The 21,266-nt window shown below is 42.5% G+C and carries 31 protein-coding genes; 15 read left to right on the forward strand and 16 right to left on the reverse strand.

Annotated features, from left to right (window positions below; all coding sequences use genetic code 11):
- The first annotated feature begins 9 nt into the window (after positions 1-9).
- Positions 10-696, forward strand: a complete 687-nt coding sequence (gene modB / locus FIV01_RS15325) for a molybdate ABC transporter permease subunit (RefSeq protein ID WP_152431875.1) — start codon at positions 10-12, stop codon at positions 694-696.
- Positions 696-1,802 (forward strand): molybdenum ABC transporter ATP-binding protein ModC, encoded by a 1,107-nt coding sequence (modC, locus tag FIV01_RS15330; protein WP_152431876.1) that lies wholly within the window; start codon positions 696-698, stop codon positions 1,800-1,802. The genes modB and modC overlap by 1 nt, the downstream gene beginning before the upstream one ends.
- A gap of 38 nt (positions 1,803-1,840) precedes the next feature.
- Here the strand turns inward: modC and FIV01_RS15335 are convergent, their stop codons facing one another.
- Positions 1,841-2,275, reverse strand: a complete 435-nt coding sequence (locus FIV01_RS15335; RefSeq protein ID WP_152431877.1) for a DUF3069 domain-containing protein — start codon at positions 2,273-2,275, stop codon at positions 1,841-1,843.
- Between the two features lie 173 nt (positions 2,276-2,448).
- On the opposite strand from FIV01_RS15335, the gene FIV01_RS15340 reads away from it, so the two are divergent.
- The 11 genes from FIV01_RS15340 (at position 2,449) to FIV01_RS15390 (ending at position 13,033) form a co-directional block, all read left to right on the forward strand.
- The gene (locus FIV01_RS15340; RefSeq protein ID WP_152431878.1) at positions 2,449-3,384 is read left to right on the forward strand and encodes a GGDEF domain-containing response regulator; all 936 of its coding nucleotides are present in this window, start codon (positions 2,449-2,451) and stop codon (positions 3,382-3,384) included.
- A gap of 247 nt (positions 3,385-3,631) precedes the next feature.
- Positions 3,632-4,003 (forward strand): late competence development ComFB family protein, encoded by a 372-nt coding sequence (locus tag FIV01_RS15345; protein WP_152431879.1) that lies wholly within the window; start codon positions 3,632-3,634, stop codon positions 4,001-4,003.
- Between the two features lie 10 nt (positions 4,004-4,013).
- A complete protein-coding gene (locus FIV01_RS15350) occupies positions 4,014-4,295 on the forward strand; it encodes an HlyU family transcriptional regulator (protein ID WP_152431880.1) in 282 nt (93 codons plus the stop codon).
- Positions 4,296-4,542: 247 nt separating this feature from the next.
- Positions 4,543-6,081: a Re/Si-specific NAD(P)(+) transhydrogenase subunit alpha gene (locus tag FIV01_RS15355; RefSeq protein ID WP_152431881.1), complete on the forward strand. Its 1,539-nt coding sequence runs from the start codon at positions 4,543-4,545 to the stop codon at positions 6,079-6,081.
- A gap of 12 nt (positions 6,082-6,093) precedes the next feature.
- A complete protein-coding gene (gene pntB, locus FIV01_RS15360) occupies positions 6,094-7,470 on the forward strand; it encodes a Re/Si-specific NAD(P)(+) transhydrogenase subunit beta (RefSeq protein WP_152431882.1) in 1,377 nt (458 codons plus the stop codon).
- Positions 7,471-7,615: 145 nt separating this feature from the next.
- Positions 7,616-9,070: a sensor histidine kinase VxrA gene (gene vxrA, locus FIV01_RS15365; RefSeq protein WP_152431883.1), complete on the forward strand. Its 1,455-nt coding sequence runs from the start codon at positions 7,616-7,618 to the stop codon at positions 9,068-9,070.
- Positions 9,045-9,704 (forward strand): response regulator transcription factor VxrB, encoded by a 660-nt coding sequence (vxrB, locus tag FIV01_RS15370; protein WP_114786199.1) that lies wholly within the window; start codon positions 9,045-9,047, stop codon positions 9,702-9,704. The genes vxrA and vxrB overlap by 26 nt, the downstream gene beginning before the upstream one ends.
- Complete coding sequence (locus FIV01_RS15375; protein ID WP_152431884.1) at positions 9,704-10,576, forward strand: DUF2861 family protein; 873 nt, start codon at positions 9,704-9,706, stop codon at positions 10,574-10,576. Before vxrB ends, FIV01_RS15375 begins: the two co-directional genes overlap by 1 nt.
- 59 nt (positions 10,577-10,635) lie before the next feature.
- Positions 10,636-11,850: a conjugal transfer protein TraF gene (locus FIV01_RS15380; RefSeq protein ID WP_152431885.1), complete on the forward strand. Its 1,215-nt coding sequence runs from the start codon at positions 10,636-10,638 to the stop codon at positions 11,848-11,850.
- A 78-nt stretch (positions 11,851-11,928) separates the two neighbouring features.
- The gene (locus tag FIV01_RS15385) at positions 11,929-12,081 is read left to right on the forward strand and encodes a YoaH family protein (protein WP_114786196.1); all 153 of its coding nucleotides are present in this window, start codon (positions 11,929-11,931) and stop codon (positions 12,079-12,081) included.
- Positions 12,082-12,559: 478 nt separating this feature from the next.
- Positions 12,560-13,033 carry a GNAT family N-acetyltransferase gene (locus tag FIV01_RS15390; RefSeq protein WP_152431886.1) on the forward strand — a complete coding sequence of 158 codons (474 nt, stop codon included), beginning with the start codon at positions 12,560-12,562 and terminating at the stop codon, positions 13,031-13,033.
- 19 nt (positions 13,034-13,052) lie between these two features.
- Here the strand turns inward: FIV01_RS15390 and FIV01_RS15395 are convergent, their stop codons facing one another.
- Entirely contained in the window at positions 13,053-13,595 is a 543-nt protein-coding gene (locus FIV01_RS15395; protein WP_152431887.1) for a hypothetical protein, read from the reverse strand.
- Between the two features lie 167 nt (positions 13,596-13,762).
- Here FIV01_RS15395 and FIV01_RS15400 point away from each other — a divergent pair, with 167 nt between their 5' ends.
- A complete protein-coding gene (locus tag FIV01_RS15400) occupies positions 13,763-14,488 on the forward strand; it encodes a DUF429 domain-containing protein (RefSeq protein ID WP_152431888.1) in 726 nt (241 codons plus the stop codon).
- Between the two features lie 15 nt (positions 14,489-14,503).
- On the opposite strand, the gene FIV01_RS15405 is transcribed toward FIV01_RS15400, so the two are convergent.
- The gene (locus tag FIV01_RS15405; RefSeq protein ID WP_152431889.1) at positions 14,504-14,749 is read right to left on the reverse strand and encodes a hypothetical protein; all 246 of its coding nucleotides are present in this window, start codon (positions 14,747-14,749) and stop codon (positions 14,504-14,506) included.
- Positions 14,750-15,000: 251 nt separating this feature from the next.
- Positions 15,001-15,444, reverse strand: coding sequence for a hypothetical protein (locus FIV01_RS15410; RefSeq protein ID WP_152431890.1), 444 nt, complete (start codon positions 15,442-15,444; stop codon positions 15,001-15,003).
- Between the two features lie 299 nt (positions 15,445-15,743).
- Here FIV01_RS15410 and FIV01_RS15415 point away from each other — a divergent pair, with 299 nt between their 5' ends.
- A complete protein-coding gene (locus FIV01_RS15415) occupies positions 15,744-16,163 on the forward strand; it encodes a DUF3653 domain-containing protein (protein ID WP_152431891.1) in 420 nt (139 codons plus the stop codon).
- Here FIV01_RS15415 and FIV01_RS15420 read toward each other — a convergent pair.
- The 12 genes from FIV01_RS15420 to FIV01_RS15465 form a co-directional block, all read right to left on the reverse strand.
- Positions 16,153-16,671, reverse strand: coding sequence for a hypothetical protein (locus FIV01_RS15420; RefSeq protein WP_152431892.1), 519 nt, complete (start codon positions 16,669-16,671; stop codon positions 16,153-16,155). The two genes, FIV01_RS15415 and FIV01_RS15420, sit on opposite strands and share 11 nt — an antisense overlap.
- Entirely contained in the window at positions 16,646-16,957 is a 312-nt protein-coding gene (locus FIV01_RS15425; protein ID WP_152431893.1) for a hypothetical protein, read from the reverse strand. The genes FIV01_RS15420 and FIV01_RS15425 overlap by 26 nt, the downstream gene beginning before the upstream one ends.
- Positions 16,958-17,213: 256 nt before the next feature.
- A complete protein-coding gene (locus FIV01_RS15430; RefSeq protein WP_152431894.1) occupies positions 17,214-17,432 on the reverse strand; it encodes a hypothetical protein in 219 nt (72 codons plus the stop codon).
- 91 nt (positions 17,433-17,523) lie between these two features.
- Entirely contained in the window at positions 17,524-17,943 is a 420-nt protein-coding gene (locus FIV01_RS15435) for a virion protein (protein WP_152432751.1), read from the reverse strand.
- A 53-nt stretch (positions 17,944-17,996) separates the two neighbouring features.
- Positions 17,997-18,167 carry a hypothetical protein gene (locus tag FIV01_RS20620; protein WP_172971857.1) on the reverse strand — a complete coding sequence of 57 codons (171 nt, stop codon included), beginning with the start codon at positions 18,165-18,167 and terminating at the stop codon, positions 17,997-17,999.
- Between the two features lie 11 nt (positions 18,168-18,178).
- The gene (locus FIV01_RS15440; protein WP_152431895.1) at positions 18,179-19,114 is read right to left on the reverse strand and encodes a hypothetical protein; all 936 of its coding nucleotides are present in this window, start codon (positions 19,112-19,114) and stop codon (positions 18,179-18,181) included.
- Complete coding sequence (locus tag FIV01_RS15445; protein WP_152431896.1) at positions 19,114-19,722, reverse strand: hypothetical protein; 609 nt, start codon at positions 19,720-19,722, stop codon at positions 19,114-19,116. Before FIV01_RS15445 ends, FIV01_RS15440 begins: the two co-directional genes overlap by 1 nt.
- A complete protein-coding gene (locus tag FIV01_RS15450; protein ID WP_152431897.1) occupies positions 19,722-20,228 on the reverse strand; it encodes a hypothetical protein in 507 nt (168 codons plus the stop codon). Before FIV01_RS15450 ends, FIV01_RS15445 begins: the two co-directional genes overlap by 1 nt.
- Positions 20,221-20,649, reverse strand: a complete 429-nt coding sequence (locus FIV01_RS15455; protein WP_152431898.1) for a hypothetical protein — start codon at positions 20,647-20,649, stop codon at positions 20,221-20,223. Before FIV01_RS15455 ends, FIV01_RS15450 begins: the two co-directional genes overlap by 8 nt.
- A complete protein-coding gene (locus FIV01_RS15460; RefSeq protein ID WP_152431899.1) occupies positions 20,634-20,840 on the reverse strand; it encodes a hypothetical protein in 207 nt (68 codons plus the stop codon). The genes FIV01_RS15455 and FIV01_RS15460 overlap by 16 nt, the downstream gene beginning before the upstream one ends.
- On the reverse strand, positions 20,837-20,986 hold the full coding sequence (locus FIV01_RS20625; protein WP_172971858.1) for a hypothetical protein: 150 nt from the start codon (positions 20,984-20,986) through the stop codon (positions 20,837-20,839). The genes FIV01_RS15460 and FIV01_RS20625 overlap by 4 nt, the downstream gene beginning before the upstream one ends.
- A gap of 9 nt (positions 20,987-20,995) precedes the next feature.
- A complete protein-coding gene (locus FIV01_RS15465) occupies positions 20,996-21,265 on the reverse strand; it encodes a hypothetical protein (RefSeq protein ID WP_152431900.1) in 270 nt (89 codons plus the stop codon).
- Position 21,266: the final 1 nt, after the last annotated feature.

Genomic DNA, 21,266 nt, shown 5'->3' on the forward strand with positions numbered 1-21,266 from the left:
GTCAGTAGCGTGCTTTCTGAATATGAATATCAGGCTCTCATACTGAGTTTGAAGGTCGCTTTTTATACTGTTTTGTGGCTATTGCCGATTGGTATTGGTTTTGGTTGGTTATTGGCAAAAAAACAGTTTTTTGGCAAAAGTTGGTTGGACAGTATCTTGCATTTACCACTTGTATTACCCCCTGTTGTTATTGGCTACTTACTGCTTGTTTCAATGGGCCAACAAGGCTTTATTGGTCAGTGGTTGTACAAATATTTGGGCATTGTATTCTCTTTTAATTGGAAGGGTGCAGTGCTCGCAAGCATTGTTGTTGCATTGCCACTGATGGTGCGTTCGATTCGACTAAGTATTGAGAGCATCGACCCTAAATTAGATCAAGCGGCAGCTACATTAGGTGCATCACCGCTTCGACGTTTTTTCACTATCACTTTGCCTTTGATGATCCCCGGGATTGTAAGCGGGACACTATTATCGTTTGCTCGAAGTTTAGGTGAGTTTGGGGCAACGATAAGTTTTGTCTCCAACATCCCTGGAGTAACCCAAACGCTTCCACTCGCGATGTTTTCTTCAATAGAAACACCCGGCGCAGAATTTGAAACTATGCGCTTATGTATTATTTCTATATCTATCGCACTGTCCTCATTGATGATTTCCGAGCTTGTTGCACGGCAGTGCCAAAAAAGATTGGAGGGATAATGAACAGTATACGTGTTTGCTTTAAGCAAAAGCTGGGGCATACAAAGTTTGATATTGACGTCACGATCCCAAATAAAGGAATAACATCTGTATTCGGGAAGTCGGGGGCTGGGAAAACCTCGCTAATTAATGTGATTGCGGGACTAAACCAGCCTGATCAAGGTGAGGTCATTGTATCTGGGACCACTTTGTTCTGTTCTGAGACTAAGGTAAATATTCCTACTCATAAACGTAAAGTGGGATACATATTTCAAGATTCAAGGCTTTTTCCACACTACAGCGTCAAAGGGAATCTATTATACGGAGTGACTCAACATGACACTCAACACTTTGACAAAATACTAAACCTTCTTGACTTACAATCATTACTTCACAGGTATCCTAGCCAGCTATCTGGCGGTGAAAAACAGCGAGTTGCTATCGGTCGAGCTCTATTATATAAACCTGCCGTTTTGTTGATGGACGAGCCATTGGCATCGCTCGATATGCCTCTAAAAAAAGAGGTATTGCCTTACTTGGAGCATTTGGCTCAAGAAATACAGTTGCCGATTATCTATGTGTCGCATAGTTTGTATGAACTTGTACGTCTCGCTAATCATATCGTTGTGATTGATAGTGGTAAAGTGGTCGCTTCAGGGCCTCTTGAAGCAATCTGGCAAACCCCAGCATTGAGTCAATGGCAAACTTCAAGCCATCATAGTTCGCTCTTTGAAGCAAGTTTAGCCAGTCACAATAAAGATTATGCTCTATCGCGACTTAAACTTACTGAAAATGTCGATCTTTGGGTACAAAAGCTCGAAGTACCGCTCGAGTCTAAGCTTAGGATTCAAGTTAAGGCTGCTGATGTATCTATTACCCTAAATAAACCATCTCAAACCTCAATCCGTAATATATTGCCATCAAAAGTTATTGAAATCTCGAATCAAGATGAAGATGACCGGAGCAAAAGTATCTATGTGAAGCTTGAATTAGCAGAGCAACGTTTTCTATGGGCAGAAATAACAGCGTGGGCAAGAGATGAACTGGAATTAAAGAAAGGTTTGAACGTTTTTGCACAAATTAAAGGAGTAAGTGTGACAACAAACGATATCGTACTCAAAAAGTAAATCGATTCCTCATCACACTGTACCAATTTGAGACGAATTTATTTTGCAAACACTTGAGTAAATTCACGCTTTAGCAGAGGATCGCGCCTGGCTTTTTTAACTTGCTTTAGCATATCTTTAATGCAGTTGTGCATGACTTGTTCAATAATGTCAGCTTGATACGCTTCTTTATTTTCACTAGCGATAGTTTGTGATAGTTCTTGTGTTTGAAGTTCTTCGATAACATTTAGCCCAGCAAATGCTTGGCTCACTGAAACAAGTGCATGAAATTGTTCAAAGCTATCCAAAATGTTTTGAGCACTTGCTGGTAGTTGACTCCAAGCTTCACGAACCGCATCTTCTGAAGCTTGATGAATCGACGCCACCATGGCATGCATTTGCTCGGGGACCTTGTCAAATTCTATAACGCGACGTAGCTCTTCAGAAACGGTAGAAAGATCAATAAGTGGGGGAGCTTGGGTATCTTCAGACATCAGATTAACTTCTCTTAGATTATAATAAGTGAGTGACGGCTATCGTAGAAAATCCGCATAAAATGTCAACTATAGTGGAAGAAATGGCCTCCATAGAGTAACCTTCATTATAAGCAACTGATTTTACAGTCTAGTTAATATAGGGCATGCGCGTGAAAATCTCTGGATCTTCGATGAAAATTCTCCTAGTCGACGACGTGCAAATGGAGCGCATGCAATTGGCTATTCGCCTCAAGCAACTAGGACATACCGTAGAAATGGCGGCGTCAGGAGAGCAGGCCCTAGAACTGTATTCCGTTTTTGAACCAGACCTTATCTTACTTGATATATCCATGCCAGGAATGGATGGTTTCGAGGTTTCACAGCGAATTCGTTCACTATATGAAGAATGGATACCTATCATTTTTCTCAGTAGTCACGATGAACCTGCAATGATCGCAAATGCTATCGAGGCTGGAGGTGATGATTACTTAACCAAGCCAGTTGATAAAATAGTGTTAGGCTCAAAGCTTACTGCTATGCAAAGGATTGCATTTATGCGAAGAGAGTTGAACCAAAAAACAGCCGAACTTGCCAAGGTAAATCAAAAGCTTGAGAAGCTTGCCAGTGAAGATGGTTTAACTAAGGTGAAAAATCGTCGTTATGTTGATGAAAAATTAAAAGAAATGATTTCAATTCATGGCCGGCACGGGTTGCCACTTAGTCTGATATTATTAGACGTCGATTATTTCAAGCTCTTCAACGACAACTATGGTCATATTGAAGGTGATAAGTGTTTAATAGAAATGGCTCAGGCTTTAGCTTTACTCTTTTCCCGCAGTGGGGAAATCGTAGGCCGATATGGCGGTGAAGAATTTGTTGTTGTGTTGGGGCATGTCGATGAAGAGGATGCGAAACAACATGCAATGAGGATACAGTCGACCATAGAATCCTTAGCAATAAAGCATGAGTATAGTGGCATTTCTGATGTTGTGACGGTGTCACAAGGGATCTGTTGTTTTACTCCCACAGGTAAAGAAGATCCAGAAGAAGCGTATGCAATGGCTGACAAAGGTCTGTATGCGTCTAAAAAAGCGGGCAGAAACCGTTTCACGTTTTTTTCGCAATAGTACATCCTACTATTTATTCGCCTGAAAAAACTATCACCCCCAACTGATGTTTCTTAAGTTGCGTGGCAATTTATTTGGACACTTTTATTTGATGGTATGCCAAGGTTTTTACTAGAATAGATAATGAAAAGTGAGTATTGATGTCGGTAGTGGCTTAAGCGTGGTGTTTTTGTAAAGGTGTATGAGGTATATGTTTTACCATTAGCTAATGCTCAAGGAAATCTAAATCTTAAAGGGGTTGAGGTTTATGCAGATTAGTGTTGATGTTCATAACTATATGGAAACTTTAGTTGGACAGGTATTAGCAGATAGTGAATATACTGATCGATTTGATCATGAGCAGCTTGCCGATTTAGCTTGCTTGGCACTGGGTCAACTGCGACCTGTATATATTCGCTATGATATAGACTTTCTTTCCGCTCTATCAGAAGAAAGACTTGTGGTGCTAAAACGCTATTCTGAAGACGCGGTTAAAGCATCTCTATCTATGATAATTGAAGATAGAAGAAGTAAGCGCAAAGATGAAGTCCCAGTTGTGTTTAGTAAACCAAAATTTGACGATGACATCGAACTAGAGTGGTTTGAAAAGCCGCTTGCACCAAATGAAAACGGTACTTAGGAGTTTAGTAGTGGGATTATTTTCTCGACTGTTCGGTAGCAATCAAAAAGAACAGAGTAGTAAGGATATACAGCCAGAAGAGTATAAAGGGTTTCTCATCTACCAAGAAGCGCAAGCTGAAGGTGGACAGTTTCGCATCGCTGGCCGTATTACCAAGAATATAGAAGGGGAAGTAAGAGAGCATCGATTTATACGCTCGGATGTCCTAGCTTCAGAGTCGGACGCCAATGAGTTCATGCTTGCAAAAGCGAAAATGTTCATCGATCAAACAAAAGGCGACATATTCACATAGAGACTAGTGACCCACCTGTTTTAAGAAAAGGATTCGTTATTTGCGGATTCTTTTTTTTTCATTTCCACCCGATTTTTTCTCATAGTTTTATGTAAGCGATGAAATTGTTGTACTAAATCTACAATTTGTCACACCAAGGGTACCTAGATATGACTGCACTTTGTATTTTCCATACAAAGTGCTTGAAGTTCATGAAAGCGTTCGATAAAAACAATGAATCATTGTTGCCAGCAGTCAAGGAACCAGTATGCAAATCGGAGTACCAAAAGAGATACTTGCGGGTGAAACGCGCGTAGCCGCTTCTCCAAAGTCGGTAGAACAGTTATTGAAATTAGGGTTTAGCGTAAATATTGAATCTAAGGCTGGCGAGCTTGCCAGCTTTGGTGATGATGCTTTTACGGCTAGCGGTGCCAATATTGCAACCCAAGATGAAGTATGGCTATCTGATATCATTCTTAAAGTGAATGCACCCAGTGATAAAGAAATAGAATTCATCAAAGAAGGGGCAACACTGGTAAGCTTTATCTGGCCTGCTCAGAACACCGAGCTTATGGAAAAGCTATCTGCTAAAAAGATTAATGTCCTAGCTATGGATTCAGTGCCACGTATTTCTAGAGCTCAATCTCTGGACGCTTTATCTTCAATGGCCAATATTGCCGGTTATCGGGCTGTTGTTGAAGCGGCACATGAATTCGGACGTTTCTTTACAGGACAAATTACAGCAGCAGGAAAGGTTCCTCCTGCTAAGATCCTTGTTGCTGGTGCCGGAGTGGCTGGTTTGGCAGCCATCGGAGCTGCGGGTAGCTTAGGCGCCATCGTTCGTGCATTCGATGTAAGACCAGAAGTCAAAGAGCAAGTCCAATCAATGGGAGCAGAGTTCCTTGAAGTGAACTTTAAGGAAGAATCTGGATCTGGTGATGGATATGCCAAAGAAATGTCAGAGGCATTCAATAAAAAAGCGGAAGAGCTTTATGCTGAACAAGCAAAAGATGTCGATATCATTATTACTACAGCGCTAATTCCAGGCAAACCCGCGCCGAAACTCATTACAAAAAAAATGGTGGATAGCATGCGACCCGGCAGTGTCGTTATCGATCTCGCGGCTGCAAATGGAGGAAACTGCGCATATACCAAGCCAGATAAAGTCGTTACGACGAAAAATGGAGTAAAAGTTGTCGGGTATACAGATATGGTTGGGCGCCTTCCGACTCAATCATCTCAGCTTTACGCTACTAATCTAGTAAATCTTCTTAAGCTGCTATGTAAGGAAAAAGATGGCAACATCAATATAGACTTTGATGATGTCGTGCTAAGAGCGGTGACTGTAGTCAAAAATGGTGAAGTTACGTGGCCAGCGCCTCCGATACAGGTTTCTGCTCAGCCAACACAGCAGCAAACAAAAGAAGTGCCAAAAAACACCGAGAAAAAAGAACAGCCAGTGTCTCGAACTAAAAAACTTGCTGCACTGGGGGTAGGTTTATTTAGTTTTGCTTGGGTGGCCTCTGTTGCACCAGCATCATTTCTGAGTCATTTTACCGTTTTTGTCCTTGCTTGTGTGGTTGGTTATTACGTTGTCTGGAATGTCACACACGCTTTACATACTCCTTTGATGTCAGTGACCAATGCTATTTCAGGAATTATTGTTGTAGGTGCACTGTTACAAATAGGTCAAGGGAATGGAGCAGTTTCCTTCTTAGCCTTCATCGCCATATTGATTGCAAGCATTAATATCTTCGGCGGTTTTACTGTAACAAAACGCATGCTTGAAATGTTTCGTAAGGATTAAGGGGTAACACATATGTCTGCAGGACTAACACAAGCAGCGTACATTGTTGCTGCACTATTTTTTATTCTCAGCTTAGCAGGTCTCTCTAAACAAGAGTCTGCAAAATATGGTAACTATTACGGTATTGCTGGTATGTCGATTGCCTTGGTTGCCACTATTTTTGGCCCAGAATCCCAAGGCTTTGTCTGGATAATTATTGCCATGGCAATTGGTGGAACCATAGGTATTCACTATGCTAAGAAAGTCGAAATGACTGAAATGCCTGAATTGGTTGCAATACTGCATAGTTTCGTTGGCTTGGCAGCGATACTGGTAGGCTATAACAGCTATCTAGATGCTCCTAAAGCGGCGACGCATGCCGAGCATATCATTCACTTGGTAGAAGTTTTTCTCGGCGTATTCATTGGCGCAGTAACTTTTACTGGTTCGGTGGTTGCATTTGGCAAACTGCGCGGCTTAGTGTCTTCATCGCCGTTAAACTTACCTCACAAGCACAAAATGAACTTGGCGGCTGTCATTGTGTCTGCTTGGTTGCTAACACGTTTCGTAGAAGCAGATGGAAGTTTGCTCGCCTTGTTCGTAATGACATTGATTGCATTGGCTTTTGGTTATCATTTAGTTGCATCCATCGGTGGAGCAGATATGCCTGTCGTTGTGTCAATGCTTAACTCTTACTCCGGTTGGGCAGCAGCAGCAGCAGGTTTTATGCTTGCCAATGATTTGCTTATTGTTACTGGCGCTTTAGTCGGTTCATCAGGCGCGATTCTTTCCTACATAATGTGTAAGGCAATGAATCGGTCATTTGTTAGCGTTATTGCTGGCGGATTTGGCCAAGAAGTCTTAGTTTCTAGTGATGTTGTTCATGGTGAGCATCGTGAATCATCGGCAGATGAAGTGGCAGAGCTATTAAAGAATTCTAAATCCGTCATCATCACTCCGGGATATGGAATGGCAGTCGCGCAAGCACAATATCCTGTCCATGAAATAACAGAAAAACTTAGAGCTAAAGGGGTGAATGTACGTTTTGGTATCCACCCAGTTGCGGGGCGGTTGCCTGGTCATATGAACGTATTATTAGCCGAAGCTAAGGTGCCTTATGATATTGTCCTAGAAATGGACGAGATCAATGATGACTTCGAAGAAACTGATACTGTTTTGGTTATTGGTGCCAATGATACGGTGAATCCAGCAGCGCAGGAAGATCCTGCTAGCCCGATAGCAGGCATGCCAGTATTAGAGGTTTGGAACGCCAAAAATGTCATTGTGTTTAAACGTTCAATGAATACTGGTTATGCAGGAGTACAAAACCCGTTATTTTTTAAGGAAAATACTCAAATGTTGTTCGGAGACGCGAAAGAGAGTGTAGACGCGATATCCAAAGCTCTGTAGTATAGCCTGACGAGTCGGAGCCAGCATTAGCTGGCTTCTTTCGTTTTGCGGGTCGCATTATTGACACCAATATCACATTGGAAATTTATATTTTTGCGATAATACTTTACTCTAAATCTAACCCATTGATTTACAGATTTTTGCATTGATTAGAACGGTTTTAAAAATATTGGTGATCGCTATTGCAGTTATATGTAATACGGCCAGCGCGAATTCATTACCTGAGCGAATTGATCAGTTTGTCGACTCGTTCAATCAAGATATTTTCACTGCATCTTATGACATTCGTATTTTGCAGTCAGACTATCCCACGCGCTTAATTACACCTAATTCAATGCTCCCGCAAACGTCTGCATACCCGTTAAGGGACATACAACGCCTTTATCAAATTGCTCAAAACTGTACAGGCAAACTGCCTCTCAGCCCACTGATCACAGAGCCTCTCGTTTTTACTCGAGCTATGTGTAAAGGTACCAAGTTAAGCCAAAAGTGGTTCGCTCGCAGCGGGCTAATTCACCCTGGTGGTGGTACCTATGCGAAAAGGTACGCTGAGCTTCATCCCGAAAAACAAGAACAGTTACAACAATATATGCACATAAAAGAGCGGCCGCTTGCACCACGTGTAACATTGTTGGGTCGTTTGCAAAGAATGGACGAAGAAACCATTATGGCCCTAATTTCCGGTTCCAGCATGTTTCTAGAGCAAGGTGAGCTTTGGTTAAGGCAAAATGACAGTTATCTTGTTTTTCCTGAAAGTACTTGGAGAAAAAACGCCGATGAAGCAGGGTTAAGCGTTGCGCTAAAAGGTGACTCGAATAGTTGCTTTGTTAGACGAGGAAACCTCTGTTGGGATGTACAAGACCATTCGGAATTCCTACGTATTAGTATGGTTGTGCTTGTCATAGCCAACATCTTTCTGGTGTTAGGCTGGGCAGTGTATCGATGGAATACAAAGCGACAAGAGATGAAGAGTCGAATGTTGATTCTTCAGATACTCACACATGAACTTAGAACCCCGATCGCGAGTCTATCTCTTACAGTCGAAGGGTTTAGACGAGAGTTCGAAAAATTGCCTGAATCTGTATACGATGAGTTTCGGCGACTTTGTGAAGATTCTCGCCGTTTAAGACAGCTTGCCGAAGCGAGTAAAGATTATCTTCAGTCTGACAACAAGCCGCTCGCCACTGAATGGGTTCCATCAGTGAAAGAATGGTTAGAGTTTAAGGTTGATGAGGAATTTAACGGCAAAGTTAAACTTAAAATCAATCAAGATGTAGCCGCAAAGCTAAATGTCTATTGGCTTGGAACTTGTATTGATAATTTAATACGCAATGCCATCAAATATGGGGTTGCTCCTATTGTACTGGATATAGGTACAGAGGATAATTTAATTACTGTTAAGCTTATAGACCAAGGTGAGTTAACTCAAAAAGATTGGCGCCAATTGCGTCAACCATTTGTTAGTAAAGCCGGTCTTGGTTTAGGCTTAACCATCGTTGAATCTATGGTGAGTCGAATGGGGGGACGAATGTCCCTAGTCGGCCCACCAACAACGTTTATATTGGAGATACCTTGTGAAACAGACACTGCTTCTTGTTGAAGACGACAAAAATCTGGCCGATGGTCTGCTAGTTAGCTTAGAACAAGCAGGATATGAATGTTTTCACGCTGAAAGCATTGCAGAAGTAGAACAGTACTGGGAGAAATCAGACTTAGTGATTTTAGATCGCCAACTGCCTGATGGCGACTCCGTAGAGCACCTAGTCGGCTGGAAAGAAATAAAAGATGTTCCAGTTATTCTGCTGACGGCGTTGGTGACCGTAAAAGACAAGGTTACTGGTTTAGATGCAGGCGCAAATGACTATTTAACTAAGCCATTCGCCGAGGCAGAACTGTTTGCTCGTATTCGTGCACAACTAAGGGCTCCTGAATCAGAAGCTCAGGACGATAGTAAAGTAGAAACGCAGCATCTATTAATCGATAAAGCGACGCGTGAAGTATTTTATAAAGAGGAATCTATAACGCTAACCAGAACGGAGTTTGATCTTTTACTCTTTTTAGCAAGTAACCTCGGGCGCGTGTTTACGCGAGATGAGTTATTGGACCATGTCTGGGGATACAATCATTTTCCAACGACACGAACCGTAGACACTCATGTTTTGCAGTTACGCCAAAAGCTGCCGGGGCTAGAGATTGAGACTCTTCGTGGTGTTGGATACAAAATGAAGGCCTAATGAGACTAAAAGCACTATTATTGGGCGTGCTTGCTAGTACGCCCATCTCAGCTGCCAACACTTTATGGTTTGAGAACAACTCACCCTTGATTCAAGCCCATAAGTTTCTGCTCAATAACGATTTACCAGCAATGTTTGTTGCTTTGGTAGAAGTCTGGCAACAGGATAAAAATCAGGCCATTTCTCCCCATCTCAATGAGCTTTTTCAGCAATCGCTCCAAGTTGACTGCGGTAAAAGTCTAGACTCAAGGCCATTTCCAGAATGGCTGAAAAATGTCACGGTCAGAGCGATTGATACTCAAAGTCCGGGAAGAGACTCATACAGAGCACTTATAGAAGTTTCATCACGTAAAGAAGTCTCAGATATTTCTCTTACGCGTTGGGTTCAAAAAAGTATTTCTGCAGATCAATCTTTTATTAGCCTAAGTGAAGAGGATTCACCTACCAAGTCTTACGTCAAACGCTATAACTTAAATAGCAAAATTCCAATGGGCTTATATCGAGTTGATATTACGGCAAAAGATCAGACTTCATGGAGTTCATGGCTGGTTTTTGGTGAATCTAAGGCAAAAGTGAGTATTCGTTGGCAATCTAAAGATCAGTGGCGTGTTGAGCGAAATGCTCTGCTGAACAAACATTGTCCATTACCAAAACTTGATGCCTCTCTCTACGATTATGTTGACGGTCAATATAATAAAGTATGGGGAGAATCCTATGAGTCTGACTATCCAACCTCACTAGAGTCCAATATTGTTCCTCCAGATCGTTACGTTCTCGCAGTTTCGATGACTCATCAAAGGTGGCAAGGTCCCATAATTGTTGAACAATCCCAAATTATTAGTAAAACATATGATATATCTGTAGAGGAATAGCTAAACTTCATACACAATTAGACGATATAAACCACAGGGATGAAGAAGTTTATATCGATATGAAAAAATCAATAAAAATCTTAGTATTACCTATAGCCTTTCTCTCTGCTCATTCCTATGCGGCAACCTATGCTGTTGAAGCGCGGGGAGATTCAATGGGAGGCACTGGTGTTGTATCCTCCAACTTTTTAACCGCTCCATTTTATAATCCTGCTATTACCGCAATTTATCGTCGTAACGATGATGCCGGAATGATCATTCCTTCGATTGGCTTAAATTATAATGATGAACATGAAATGGTCGATGGTCTTGATCAAGCGGCGAAGATAATAGACGGTGCTATTAGTTCAAACAGCATTTCCTCAGCTGATGCAGCTGAGCTTCAGACAACGCTAAATGGACTTGAAAACGATATTGCCAAGTTAGAACTGGGAGGGGTTGTAGCTTTAGCTATCCCAAATAGTTGGGTAGCGGCTAACTTATTTGGTAAAGCGTATACCGAAGCTTTTGCTCAAACAGATATCTATACTGGTGCTAACACCGGCAACACAGATCTTAACACAGCGGTCAATGCGGAGCTAAGTGCAGTTAATGCAGTCGCAATTGGCGTTGCGGAGGTTGGTGTATCGCTAGCTAAATATCAAACCTTTCTTGGCCAACATATTTCATTTGGTATATCACCTAAAATACAACGCATCTATACCTATGTTTATACAGCTAACTTAAACAATTACGACATTAAAGACGTGCGGGATAATGGCACGGGTGACACCATGTTCAATATGGATGCTGGCTTTTTATGGTTTCGCGGCCCCTTAAGGTTTGGGGTGTCAGCTATGAATATTGTTTCTCGTGATATTACAACCCAAGAACTGGCTGCGCAAACCTTGCAGTCGGATATATTCCCCGGAGAAGAAAGAACAATTCCCGCTGTATCCTACTCTTATAAAATAAGACCTCAATATACCGTTGGCCTGGGTCTAGTCGGAGATTATTCAGCATTTAGTGTCGATTACGACATCAATGAAGATGAGCGCTATACCAATTTTAAAGACAACACTCAATATGTGAGAGTAGGGGGCGAAATTGATATTATGCGTCAGTTAAAACTGCGTGCAGGCTGGCGACGAAATTTAGCTTACGATAATTTAGATGATACATTCACCGCTGGGATTGGTTTGTCACCGTTAAACCTTTTTCAAATGGATATTGGCGCAAGCTATACCAATGAAAACTCTATGGGTGCGTACATTAACTTTCTTGCCAGTTACTAATATTTGTTTTAACGAAAAACTGGCCGATTCTGTTAAATAATAATATAGTTGGCTCCTAACGCTTAACGGAGCCAATTTATGTTTGATGATCTCCCCACACTTTCACATGCCGAGCAACAAGAAGCAGTAGAAAAAATCCAAGAGCTTATGGCTCAAGGAATGAGTACAGCGCAGGCAATAAAGTTAATCGCTGAGCAAATACGTAATCAGACCAACGACTCTACCACTTAATCACTTCAATAAATAATTAATCAAGAAGAGGGCACTTGTTAGCCCTTTTTGTTGTTTCGCAATTCAACTCTCCGGTTTAAAACCACCTACTAGTGTAGAACCGCTAAAAACCAAATAAAACAGTAGCTTACTACAGAATAATGTTCTGTAGTAACGATACGTCAAAAACCACCTGTAATTTAATTACAAAAACTTTGAATCAGTCTGCGAGCGCTCACTATCGCGCAGCATAATATTCTGCTGTGCGACTAGCTCGTTATGTATTTTCTGGTTACTAATTTGGGTCTGTTTTTTAGAAACTAGAAATGACTAGATAAAGAGTGACTTTGTCTAAGATGAAAAGTAATGGTGACATTGTAACTAATCATCTTATTTGATACTTAGTTACAATGTCACTCATAGATTATGTCTTGATAAATTAAATATTATATATCAGTATGATACGATTAATTTGTATATTGCATAGCGAAAGGGACATATGATTAGATTTATACAAGCCGAGGTTAAGCATGCTCAACCGATTAGTGAACTTATACAAGCTTTAGCTAAAAAATATGTCTGCCCTACCTGCGATGAGTCATTCCATGAAACATTACTTGGTTCAATGACAAGTCAAAGTATTAAAGATTACATACAATCAGGTTATCAATATCATATAGCCATAGATCCAGAAAGTAATATTATCGCCGTCATCGGTATGCGTGATTCTAATCATCTATATCATTTATTCGTTTCAGATGATTATCAGGGGCAAGGAATCGCACGTAAATTATGGGAAATGGCAAAATCTGCCAGTTTACGTCAAACAAGACATACTCATTTTACCGTTAATTCGGCGGTAAACGCGGAACATGTATACAAGAATTTTGGCTTCAAGCGCATCGCGGGGGTAAGAACTAGGGAAGGCATGGTAGATGTCCCAATGAGGCTTGATCTGTCAGAAAATGTGTGATTTCACAATTTTTCAAACGCTACAGCATAAACTCCACTTTTGTTTCCTCGACAACGATATCATCTATATATCGTTGGAGAGGATAAGCCACTGACTTTGGCGTATAGATAACACGATATTGAGCTAGCTTTTTCATAACTGGTGTAAACTCGCGTTTTGTGTCTGAATACTCAACATTAAATCCAATTAAAATATTTAGCTCATAAGATAAGGCATACTTGTTGTTGTTCAACGGAGTGAGTGTAAGCCAGGAGTCACAATCCACGTTTTGTGATTGGATGTGTTTTTGTTCATCGTCAGTTAGTCCGTCGTAAACCCCATTGTTTTCACATAACCGGAAGTGCATGGAAATAGAGTCAACCGGCTCGTCAATATTAACAATTACTTCTCTATCTGCCTTGCCTTCAGGTGTGTATACCAAGCGTACCTTCTGACCATCTGGAGTTGGCTCACCGAAAACATGCGTATACTCTAAGTTATCAAGAAAAGGTCGTTGATTTATTTGGTGGTTTACACAACCACCAACAAGAGTACAAAGCAATAATACGGAGAGTATTCTCATAGAAAACAATCAGCAACAATAGATAAACTCATCGATATTCTCTCTTATTTGGCTACAAGATACTAGCCAACAAATCGAACAAATTATGATTGATAATACATGACATATTCTAGATGTTCGATAGACGAAGTTAGGATCGCCTTTTTAGACCTTTTATCCGGAGAAATATGAGACTAGCAGGTATTGATCTTGCGTGGAACGGGGAGAAGAATACATCAGCGATAGCGGTTGGAAGCTTTATTGGTAATAAACTATTCTTAGAAGCTGTTGAACCTGCCATACTCGGTCAGAAGACAATAGTCGAATACTTATCAAGTTTGGAACATCTTGTTGGTGTTGCTATCGACGCGCCTTTAATAATAAATAATCAGACTGGCCAACGAGAATGTGAAAAAGCGTTAAGCCGCACTTATAGTGCAAGAAAAGCAGCGTGTCATCCGTCTAACCAGTCTCTTTATCCAAATCCCATGAGCGTGCACCTTTCATTGGCATTGAAAGAAATGGGGTTTGCACACTTGGGGATAACACTATGGCAAATTGAGTGTTATCCACATCCAAGTATTATTGAATGCTTTGGGCTAACAGAGAGGTTGCTATACAAAAAGGGCAATGTCGCGGATAAGAGGCAAGGGCAGGTGATATTGGCCAACTTGATATCCAAGCTGCAATGTTCATCAGTGCTTGCACTTGAAATTCCTCAGCAGTTTAAACCATTCTTGTCTGAATCAACAATTCAGTCGTTGAAGGGAAAAGCGCTAAAAAGTAATGAAGATACGCTTGATGCGATAATATGCTTATATATAGCCGCGCTTTACCAGCTTAACGCCATAGGCACTACCTATGGCGACTCCAATGACGGTTATATCTGGGTTCCTCAGATATGCTGTATATGATGGTAAAAGCCGCGACTATTCTAACTTCAATTTGTAGTCATCTAACAGCTCCTGAATTAACTGCGTTACTACCTGTAAGCTAACGTTATCATCGTTGTGGAAAGAGCCTGCTTTAGAGATAGTAACTTCTTTCTTAGCATGGTCCATTGTCATTTCTAACATAGAGTCGTTAGGTAAAGTGATATCGATACATTTTTCACCGCTACTAAAGCTTTTCTCGCCCTCATAAATATAGATGTTGTCGCCGCTTGCTGCGTACATGCCATGACGGCGCACCGATTAGCAAATCAAGCCCGTACACATTCAGCCTTTCCTTACGTTCCTGAGCATAACGTTTTATTCTGTTTGGAGAACACAATCCCCAAACAGCAAACTGGTAGAAAAAAAGCGCGAGGCGGGGTTCAAGCGAAGCGCTACGGACGATTCTCTCGCAGAATCTCGCCGAAGGTACATGAATGTTTAATTATCAATATCTAAGTTTAGCTAGGCGTTCAACACACCTAGCTCTTAAATCAATCCCAATGAGAGATGTTGTGCGCTTTTTCAAACTGCGCTTTAAAAAGCTCTTGCTCTTTGTTTTGTAACTGAGCCTGACGCTCTTCGTACTTAGTTACTTTAGCTTCCGCTTTTTTAAGAGTATCGTTAGCACTATTTATCCTAACCATCAGATTATGTTGATGCTTGCTTACTCCGTAAGTCTTGGTGTCATGATGACCATACCCGAATTTCTGGTAACGTTTGCCCAAGTTATCGGATTTATTTTCGGCTTGAATGCGGAAAGTATGCGCAGCAATGGACTTTTTAGTATTGCTGTCTTGTTTAACTTTAAGTATGTTTTGCGCTAGAGAAAAATCTCCCGTTTTTTTCCCTAGTTCAATCGCAGAGGAGGTGCTGTTACAGACCTTAGCTCTAAAATTCAATACAATGTTGTTTATAGCAATGTTGTTTGTAAACAAACTTGAAGCTACCAATAAGAGTGCTTTTTTTGTACTGATGTTAGTTGATTAATGTTGAGTATTTTTGAAGGCACCCATACGATTAGTGCGTATTACTTTGTCTTATGTTCAATTAGTTACATTCCTGTTCATTAAAACACTATGCATCCAGTAAGGAAATTTTAAAGCTATCACAAAAACCAAAAGTTGTATAAATGCTCTACTCAATCCCAATTGTTAGGCGAATGCTGAGAAAATATGATTCTTGATTCCTTCGCCCCTAATCAGGGGCTTTATTATAATAATGAGATAGGGATCACATGAGAAAAGACTTAAAAGACGAACTATTCGCTCATAACATGTATATCAATCAAGTCAAAGACATGCTGCTTTCGCACTTTGACGATAACAAACAAGCGGCTGATTTCTTTGGTGTCACCCCTCAAACCGTTAAGAACTGGCAAACGAAAGGTACATGGCCAATGTCTGTGGTTAGGTTGCTATTGATCATGCATCGTGGCTATCTGCCCATCACCAAACCTTGGCGGGGCTTTAAAATTCGCGGGGATAAATTGTTTACACCAGGAGGAAGGGAATTAACCGCGTATGACTTGATGGAGCTGGACATCAGGATGAGCCTAAAAACCAACTCAAACGTCATACAGTTCAGGCGAAAAAAAAAGAAACGCTATAGGATTAAAAGAAAGCAGGGCGCTAAGCGCCCTGCTACTAGATGTTAGTGACGTTGCTACTAGAGGAAATTGAAGAAGGCGTGACGGTAATTGTTGTTTTGCTCGCAAACAATTCACTAATCTTGATGATCTCTTTTGAGACTTGCTTTATAGACAGTTGGCCCAAAAGCACTATTGCAATCAAAAACACTAATGAGTCAATTTTATCAGCGTGAGGAAGGTACTGTTTTGTCTGTGCGTTTATATCTAACAATAACCAGATAGCTAACTGATAAGCTCCGAGTAAAGTAGAAATAGATGTGGAGAAGTTTTGTATGGTATCAACAAGTTTTGGAGAATGGTTGTAATGGCTTTCGACCACAAAAGCGCTGGCGTAAGTCGATATAAAAAGCCCAATAATGATATGGCGAATTTCACGAGCGTGTTCTTTGGCTAGTTCAACAGCAAAACTATTTAGGCCATCAAACCATAACGCACCTAAAATCCCGAATATGAAAATAATAAAGACAATAAACTTGGGCCGTCCATTGTTAAAGAGTACTTGAATTGAATTCATTGACTTCCTTCTTCTCCGTTTCAACTATTGACTCTCCAGCCATAGCTCCAATAGTTGCCCCAATTGCAACGCCAAGCCCACCCGCTAAAATGCCCAACGCACCACCCAAAACGGCAGGAAAGACACTGTTTGATGAGGTTTCAGCCTGCACATTTCGAATACTGTAGCTATTGCCTTCGTAATCAAACTGCGGGCTACCAATCTGAGTTTTAAGCTCAGCTCGCGTTTTTGCTTCGTACTCTAGGTACCGCTTTTCACCGCTATTATCGACAAAGAAAAGTTTCATAAAGCTTCCTGATTTAGTCACATAATAAGTATACAGGTTTATTCTGATAACTTGAAATAAGAAGGGCGCTTAGCGCCCTTGGTTAAAGCTGATTGATTAAGTTGTCTAGATTAGGTAAAGGATTCTGTCTGGGGGCGGGCACATTTACCAGTTTATCTCTCCCTTTCGTCCTAGCATACGCATACCAAGACACCAGTAATAGTGTAGGGACCACGACCAAGGGCCAACGCTGATTTGTCCTCATCACCACTTACCATTATTCAAACTCTTTACGGATAGTTTCCCAAAGACCTATCGCAATGGGGAACATTACGCCAACAATGCCACCGTATTGAACACCTTCAGGCGTCACGTTGGCGGTTAATAACTCAGGATGGCCAAGCGCCAATGCTGCGCCAGACCCAAGCAAAGCTAACCCTTTTTTCGTAGAAGGCTCATCAAGATTAACGCCCACTTTTTCTAACCATTTTTTCATAGTAGCTTCCTCGCTTTTAAAAATTTAATGGTGTAGGCCGCTGCAACGCCGCCTACGATGGTGATCCCAAGTTTTTTCCAGTCTTCTTTGGTCATGCCAGTGCAACTCCTTTTTGCGCCATTTTCAGCGAGTAATAATCGCCCACTTCCATGCGTGACATGGTATGAAGCAGTTTCGCTAACTGGTCGTTGTCATTGACATTGACACGCTGATTGGGCGCGATTCCTGTTTCTTTGCTGACAAATCGAACGTAGTTATCCGTGTCATTTTCATGAGCCGGAGCAAAGCGTTGAATCATTTCCTTTAAGGTACTGAAGCCTTGCCGCTCATAAGAACGAAGCACTCGCGCACCGGCACGAAATCCATACGCGGGATTCGTGAACTCTTCGAATGATTTGTCGGTATCGAATAATGATTCGCCTTGCCATTGTGTGGTGTCCCCTTTGCTTTCACGGATGTTTAACGGGTTATTGTTACGCACCCCGCGAGGCAATGTTTGTTTGTATGCCATATAGATAAGCCCTCCAACGGCTCCTAATATGAGAGAAAGATAGAGCGGGCGCATTACTGCACCTGCTCTGATTGAGGGTCAGCGTCTGCGATTCGGCTTTCTTGCTCTGCAATATCAATTCCGAACTCAGCCCAAAAACGGTGACCACGTGGCACTGTCCATTGCTCACAGCTAACAGGGTGAGCGCAGATAACTGCCGTATTTTCAGGATTTGCGTATTTCATCTGTCAATTCCTTATGGTCGAGCGTCAGCGGTATAGTCAAAACTGGCCACAGCATTGTTACTGACACTGCTACCTGAGAAATCAACATAGAACCCGTCAGCCTTAATTGATGAAACCTTATGTCCTGTGTAACCGGATGGGTAAGAAATTACCCTTAAACCAATAGCGGGGGTTTTATGCATCTGAGTAAACTCAACGTTTTGGTAAATGTGATACAATCCGTTTGTCGCATGGCTATTCACTACTCGAGTTAGGTTTCGCCGATAAAATCGCAAACACGGTGTGAGTTCATCGGCGTGTTGGTCGTAGATTGGCAATTCTACGCTTTCAGCCATAACCAATTTGGTAAATTTGGAGTTATCGCCGCTTACCTCAAACTGGATGTATTCCGCGCTGTCGCTCTGCGCTGAATCCGTACCACCATTGATTTTAATTTGCGGTGTACCGCTAACCGTGGTCAGGTTCCCGCGCAAAGTTTGATTGGGCTCAACGTTGTTTGGTACAAGTTGAACTATCGAACCACTCACCAAACGGAAACCGTCCGCGTCTCGATACACTTCTGCACCATTCACGCCCGCTTTCCAGCCATCACAGAAATACACACCCGCAGCCAATACACCGTCTGACTCATTGGCTTGGTTAATTTTGCCGCGAGGGTTAATCAAGAGATTCTCGCAACTCGCATTAGCAAGGGCTTGCGCTTTATTAACCTCTGTTTTTAGTAGGCTGATATCGCTGCCTTGCTGAGTAATCAACGCTTTCTGTTGCTCAATTACCGCTGTTTGCTGATGAATTTTGCTCAGTAGCGCGGCATCCTCTTGAGTGAGGCTTAACACATCGCTAATTAGCTGAGCATCTTTATCAGACAGCGCCAGCAAGCGGTCGGCCAATTGGTCAACGTCTGAAATGGTTGTTTTGGTGTTAAAAAATGGGTTATAGACGTGCATTACTTCACCCCCACAATGGATAGACGAGCGGTTGACGCACTGGTATTGACTGCATAAAGCTCGCCTGTGTAGTCCAACGATAGGGAGCCTGTCGCGTGCTTGCTCCCCATCACCATCAACCCGCGATTAGAGGCAATATGAAAATCACCGACTCGCAAGGTAGTTACCTCGTCACTAATGACTTGAATGGACACTTGGCGAAACCCGCTATTGCAGATTTTCACCTTGGCATTAGGCGCAATTTCAACATCCGGCTTCGTGGTCATGGTGTCAGGGGAGAGCGGTTCGACTTTCAGCCCATCACCCACATGCACCGTTGCCGAAAACTCGATAGGCTCAATAATGCGCTGGACCACTAGGCCACTGGTTGAGGCGGGTCTTACTTCAAGATCTGATATTTGATAATCAAAGGCCACGGTCTGCGGCGCTTTGTGCTCTAAAAACATCTTATCGAACTCAGATACATTGATTCGGTCGCCCGATTCAAGCCGTTGTGGTCTTAGGCTGTCAGCACTGATAAATACAGGGGCGCTGGTCGAGCGCACAATCAAATATTTACCTTTGCCACCGACCGAAATTGGCGTTTGTGTCCCTGGTTGTAACTCCATTATTTCTTACTCCATGCTAGCGCCACCATTCCAACAGCAAGCGCGCCGGACACGCCCAAGGCAATTTTCGTCATTTGCGGGGCTGTGCCTGTTTGCTCATGAGTTTTTGCTTTTTCTGCCACTTTTAGCGCCGTGCGCGTGTTTTCACTGCTTTGTGCAGCCAGCACTTTCATTGCGTCAATGGCTTCTGAATTGGTTTTGGATACCGCATTCAACGATTTCTCACCAAAATCAAACGACTTATCAATGACCCGCTCATTGCTTTTTATGGCTTCTGAGCTGAGATTGCTCGCTTGCTTCATAGCTTCTGTATTGCTTGCCATTGCAGCCTTAGCCATGTTCTCCGCAGTTTTCATTGCGCCGTGGTCAGTTGCGGTCACATTAATAGATGAACCATTAATACCGCTCAGAACGACACCTAAGTTATCGCCACTTATTGCACTTGTGCCGTTGACGTTGGTGTTTTGAGTCGAACTTCGGCTGCTACTGCTTCCTCCTTTACCCATAGACACCTCCTAAATCGAGCATGTAGCGAGACTCGGCTTGGCTCAGTTGCTTGTCGAGTTCAAAGCCAAAACCAAGCAAAATTCGCCCCATGCCAGCGCGATAAGTGTTGTAACTGATCGCGGTATAGCCCATTGCTAAACAACGCTCGATAATCACGGGGGCGGTTTGTCGCAAACCATGCCCCGCCATTGCGTTGATGTGATACGTCCCATCAATCACACGCCCAACAAAGCGAAGTAATACATCATCGGCTTTAGCTTGGTATAGGGCCGCGCTTCCCGTCTGGACACGCTCGACCATTTCCAACCATTCCGCTTTGGCACACTCTGAACCATTAAAGGCGGGTTTTAGTTGCTCCAAGTGATAGCGCACATCAGCGCGCTTTGGGCCGATATAAGTTAGGTTTACTTGCTTTGCCATACCAGTAGCCCCCCAACGATTGTGAGTGCAACCCAAGGCAACCAAGACGACACGCCACCGCCGCCAAAGTTAATTGAGCCATTGCGAATACCGCCAAATGAATTACGGGCGGTTACACTGGATGGGCCAGCGTGACCTCCGCTTGCATTGACGGGCATTGAACCGCTATTGGTTAGCCCATTTGGTATCATTTGCTCCCCTTAATCACCTGATAGGCGATATAGCCGCCGCCCCCAAGTGCGGCTAACTTAATGATTTTTGATGCGGTCGAGCCTGCAAAGAACCCGCCTCCAAATCCCACACCCCCTGCCGCTAGCGCAACCCATATCAAAGGCATGCTTACCCCCTAGTTTTTAGCCAACACGACAAGCAAACCAACACCCAATAACGCTGCTACTCCAATTCCCGCATAGAGTAGGGTGTTATCGTTCGTTTGAGCTGTGGGCGTGACCTTGTTGCCGTGGTCGTCCGCTTGCTTAACGGTTTGTTCCGTGGTGCCCGAATTCACGGTTTGCTGCTCTGAGGTCGTGGCTGTTTTGACAAGGCGATCAAACCCTTCACCGACACTATCAAGCGCGCCAGAACCAAAGTCGCTCAGGTCATCCCATAAAGACATA

Origin of the sequence: Vibrio aquimaris (genome assembly GCF_009363415.1) — a bacterium.
GTDB lineage: Bacteria > Pseudomonadota > Gammaproteobacteria > Enterobacterales > Vibrionaceae > Vibrio > Vibrio aquimaris.